The sequence below is a fragment of the Streptomyces sp. MnatMP-M17 genome (assembly GCF_900091995.1).
Taxonomy (GTDB): Bacteria; Actinomycetota; Actinomycetes; order Streptomycetales; family Streptomycetaceae; genus Streptomyces.
The window spans coordinates 1-4,649 of sequence record NZ_FMDK01000706.1 but is presented as its reverse complement, the minus strand read 5'-3'; the positions used below and the strand labels follow the sequence as shown (position 1 = coordinate 4,649).

Annotated in this window: 3 protein-coding genes; 1 reads left to right on the top strand and 2 read right to left on the bottom strand. The window is 68.5% G+C overall.

Annotated features, from left to right (window positions below; all coding sequences use genetic code 11):
* Window positions 1-112: 112 nt before the first annotated feature.
* Window positions 113-619, bottom strand: a complete 507-nt coding sequence (locus GA0115259_RS28765; RefSeq protein WP_093602442.1) for a DUF6912 family protein — start codon at window positions 617-619, stop codon at window positions 113-115.
* Window positions 620-927: 308 nt separating this feature from the next.
* Between GA0115259_RS28765 and GA0115259_RS28760 the strand changes: the two genes are divergently transcribed.
* Window positions 928-1,383, top strand: a complete 456-nt coding sequence (locus GA0115259_RS28760; protein WP_093602444.1) for an Rv3235 family protein — start codon at window positions 928-930, stop codon at window positions 1,381-1,383.
* A 125-nt stretch (window positions 1,384-1,508) separates the two neighbouring features.
* On the opposite strand, the gene secA is transcribed toward GA0115259_RS28760, so the two are convergent.
* Window positions 1,509-4,337, bottom strand: a complete 2,829-nt coding sequence (secA, locus tag GA0115259_RS28755; RefSeq protein WP_093602440.1) for a preprotein translocase subunit SecA — start codon at window positions 4,335-4,337, stop codon at window positions 1,509-1,511.
* Window positions 4,338-4,649: the final 312 nt, after the last annotated feature.

Genomic DNA, 4,649 nt, shown 5'->3' with positions numbered 1-4,649 from the left:
GTCCAAGTACGGCCGGGCCATCGACAACGACGATCCTCCGCCTTGCGATCGCACGCACCGAACGCCGCAGGCCCCGCCCTCCGGGCGGACGGCGCTACTTTCGAAACACGCTCTAGCCGATGAGGTTCGGGATCTCCTGGACTCCGTACCAGAGCAGCTCGTGGTCCTCCGCGCCGTCCACCGTGAACTGGGCGTCGTCGTCGCCGTGGTCCGCCGCGCCCAGCGCCGCCGCCGCGGCCGACACGTCCTCCTCCGCCTCGTCGGAGTCGACATGCACCGCCGCCGCCTTCGTCAGCACGATCGCCGAGGCGATCCGCACCTCGCCGAGCGCGCCGGCGTCCAGTCCGCGGTCCGGGTCCGACACGGCCTCCCTGTCGGGCACGTCGGCCGCGAGGACCACCCGGCGCCGTCCCACGCCCGGATCGGCGGCGAGCAGCCGGAGCGAGGCGGCGGCGGCCCGGTTCAGGGCCGCGTACTCCAGCTCCTCGATGTCGTCGGAGACGTACCACTCGCGCAGTCCAGGGGTCACGGCATACGCGAGCAGCGGCCCGGGTCCGACCTCGCCCGTCTTGTGCGCCTCTGCGAGACCGGACAGGGTCAGGGGGACATAGACGCGCATGAGGTGGCCGCTTTCATCGTCGGGAGAGCACTCAGGATACGTCCGGGAGTCCCTCTTCGGGGTGACGCTGACAAGCTCCCAGGCGTCCACCGAGGACCGCGCCGTGTCCCGCCCGCAGGCCCCGCAGCGCGCTCGGATCACACGGATAGGTGATTCCGGCGTCGCGCGCGCCGTCGGCGTACCCGCCTTGCGGGCGTCACCTCGGGCCCCGTAAAAGATCCCACACCAGAAGTTACCGACCGGTATCGGACCGGACGGGCAGAACGGGGGCGATCTGCATGAACACGACCGACACCACCACGCGCGTGATGTCCACCACTTCCAGCGGCGCCAGGGCGGACCGTGCGGCGGCCAGGACCGTCGCCGGGGCACGGCCTCCGGGCCGGCGCGACCAGCGCAGGCCCGGCACCGTACGGCCACGGCAGAGCCGGCACATGAGCCCGCACGAACTCTTCGCAGAGCGCCTGCTCGCCGTCCTCAGCGGCCGTCGCCCGGTGCACTGGATGCTCGGCCAGACCATCGGGGAGGCGTACGAGCAGCTCGTCCGGCTCGCGCCCGGCACACCGCTCAGGGCCCGTGGCGTACTTCCCGTCATCCGTACCTGCCACGGCTTCCAGCCTCGGCCCGGTGTGGTCGAGGCCTGCGCCAGCGTCGCCGCCGGCGAGCAGGTCCGCGCCATGGCCTTCCGGCTGGAGCAGAGCGCGGATCTCCGCTGGCGCTGCGCCGCCGTCGAACTCGGCGGCGAACGCACCGGCCGGAACTGAGCCGCACGGCGTGAAGCACGTAAGGAGGTACGGGTACGACGACGGGCCGGGGCGCCACAGTGCGTGCGCTCCCCGGCCCGTCGCTCCGGCCTGTTTTTACTTCCTGTTACTTCTTGCGCTTCTTGTTACTTCTTACGACGACGGCCGCCGCTGCCGCCGCCCTTCTGCGCCTTACGCCGCTCGGCACGCGTCAGTCCGTCCGTCGTGGACCGGGTGGGCCCTTCCGCGTTCTGGAAGTCGCCCTCCACGATGCCGCCCTCGCCGTCCACCGTGGGAGCGGAGAAGTGCAGCCGGTCGGGCCGCTGCGGCGCGTCGAGGCCCTTCGCGCGGATCTCCGGCCGGGCCGTGCCCGCGGCCACCGCGTCCTGCTTGGAGAGCGAGGGACGCTCCGCCGCGTCCTGCACCGGGACCTCCTCGACCTGCTGCTCGACCTGGACCTCCAGGTTGAACAGATAGCCGACGGACTCCTCCTTGATGCCCTCCATCATGGCGTTGAACATGTCGAAGCCCTCGCGCTGGTACTCGACCAGCGGGTCCTTCTGGGCCATCGCGCGCAGCCCGATGCCCTCCTGGAGGTAATCCATCTCATAGAGGTGCTCGCGCCACTTGCGGTCCAGGACGGAGAGCACCACGCGCCGCTCCAGCTCGCGCATGATGTCCGAGCCGAGCTGGTTCTCCCGCTCCTCGTACTGCGCGTGGATGTCGTCCTTGATGGACTCCGCGATGAACTCGGCGGTGATCCCGGCGCGGTCGCCGGCCGCCTCCTCCAGCTCCTCGATGGTGGCCTTCACCGGGTAGAGCTGCTTGAAGGCGCCCCACAGCCGGTCCAGGTCCCACTCCTCGGCGAAGCCCTCGACGGTCTCCGCCTGGATGTACGCGTCGATCGTGTCGTCCATGAAGTGGCGCACCTGCTCATGCAGGTCCTCGCCCTCCAGGACGCGGCGGCGCTCGCCGTAGATGACCTCGCGCTGCCGGTTGAGCACCTCGTCGTACTTCAGGACGTTCTTACGCGTCTCGAAGTTCTGCTGCTCGACCTGCGACTGGGCGGAGGCGATGGCGCGCGTCACCATCTTGTTCTCGATGGGCACGTCGTCCGGCACATTGGCCATGGCCATGACTCGTTCGACCATCTGCGCCTTGAACAGCCGCATCAGGTCGTCGCCGAGCGACAGATAGAACCGGGACTCGCCCGGGTCGCCCTGACGTCCGGACCGGCCGCGGAGCTGGTTGTCGATACGGCGTGACTCGTGCCGCTCGGTGCCGAGGACATAGAGCCCGCCGAGGTCCTTGACCTCCTCGAACTCCGCCTTGACGGCCTGCTCGGCCTTCTCCCGCGCGGCGGGCAGGGCCGCGGCCCACTCCTCGACATGCTCGACGGGGTCCAGACCGCGCTGGCGCAGCTCCGCCTCGGCCAGATCGTCGGGGTTGCCGCCGAGCTTGATGTCCGTACCACGGCCGGCCATGTTCGTGGCGACGGTGACGGCGCCCTTGCGGCCGGCCTGGGCGACGATCGTCGCCTCCCGGTCGTGCTGCTTGGCGTTGAGCACTTCGTGCTGGACACCGCGCTTGTTGAGCTGCTGCGAGAGGTACTCGGACTTCTCGACCGAGGTGGTACCGACCAGGATCGGCTGGCCCTTCTCGTGCTTCTCCGCGATGTCGTCCACGACCGCGGCGAACTTGGCGACCTCGGTGCGGTAGATCAGATCGGACTGGTCCACCCGGACCATCGGCCGGTTCGTCGGGATCGGCACGACGCCCAGCTTGTAGATCTGATGGAACTCGGCGGCCTCGGTCATGGCCGTACCGGTCATACCGGAGAGCTTGCCGTAGAGGCGGAAGAAGTTCTGGAGGGTGATCGTGGCGAGGGTCTGGTTCTCGTCCTTGATGTCCACTCCCTCCTTCGCCTCGATCGCCTGGTGCATGCCCTCGTTGTAGCGGCGGCCGGCGAGGATACGGCCGGTGTGCTCGTCCACGATCATGACTTCGCCGTCGATGACGACATAGTCCTTGTCGTTCTTGAAGAGTTCCTTGGCCTTGATGGCGTTGTTCAGATAACCCACCAGCGGCGTGTTCACCGACTCGTACAGATTGTCGATGCCCAGCCAGTCCTCGACCTTCGAGACGCCCGGCTCATGGATGGCGACGGTGCGCTTCTTCTCGTCGACCTCGTAGTCGCCGGTCTCCTCGATGCCCTTGAGCGGATTGCCCGCCTCGCCCCGGGTCAGCCGGGTGACCAGCTTGGCGAAGTCGCCGTACCACTTGGTGGCCTGGTCGGCGGGGCCGGAGATGATCAGCGGCGTACGGGCCTCGTCCACGAGGATCGAGTCGACCTCGTCCACGATCGCGTAGTTGTGGCCGCGCTGGACCAGCTCCTCCTGGGACCACGCCATGTTGTCGCGGAGGTAGTCGAAGCCGAACTCGTTGTTCGTGCCGTACGTGATGTCGCACGCGTACTGCTCACGGCGCTGCGCGGGCGTCATGTTCGCCAGGATGCAGCCGACTTCGAGGCCCAGGAACTTGTGGACGCGGCCCATCATCTCGGAGTCGCGCTCGGCCAGATAGTCGTTCACCGTGATCAGGTGGACGCCCTTGCCGGACAGCGCGTTCAGATAGGCGGGCAGCGTGCCGACGAGGGTCTTGCCCTCACCGGTCTTCATCTCGGCGACATAGCCGAGGTGCAGCGCGGCGCCGCCCATGAGCTGGACGTCGTAGTGACGCTGGCCGAGGACGCGCTTGGCCGCCTCGCGTACGGTCGCGAAGGCCTCGGGGAGCAGGTCGTCCAGGCTCTCGCCGTCGGCGTAGCGCTCTTTGTACTCGGCGGTGAGCGCCCTCAACTCGGCGTCGGAGAGGCTCACGAAGTCCTCTTCGATGGAGTTGACCTGGTCCGCGATGCGGTGCAGTTTGCGCAGGATCTTGCCTTCGCCTGCACGCATGAGCTTGTTGAAGACGGACACTGAGGTTGGTCTCCTTGCCGGTCGGGCCTGGCACGTGGGTCGGATACGGACACGGGCGCGGGCACGGCAGGCGGGCCCCACCGCAACGGCCATCGTAAGCGAGGACCCGCCCGTGCCGGGAGGGCCGCCGTCGGGCGGACCTGTTGTCGCCCGAAACGAGAACGCGCGGGACCCGTCGAAGGTGCCGGTGCGGGAAGAAAAGTACTCGCGACAGGTGGTACAGCCCGGCAGAATTCCGGCATGAAACCCCTCACTCTCACGACGGAGCGGCTGCGGCTGCGCCCGCCGACGCCCGCCGACACCGAGGACATC

Coding starts and splice junctions, on each gene's coding strand:
- GA0115259_RS28765 (WP_093602442.1), bottom strand. CDS start 619: ATGCGCGTCTATGTCCCCCTGACCCTGTCCGGTCTCGCAGAGGCGCAC.
- GA0115259_RS28760 (WP_093602444.1), top strand. CDS start 928: ATGTCCACCACTTCCAGCGGCGCCAGGGCGGACCGTGCGGCGGCCAGG.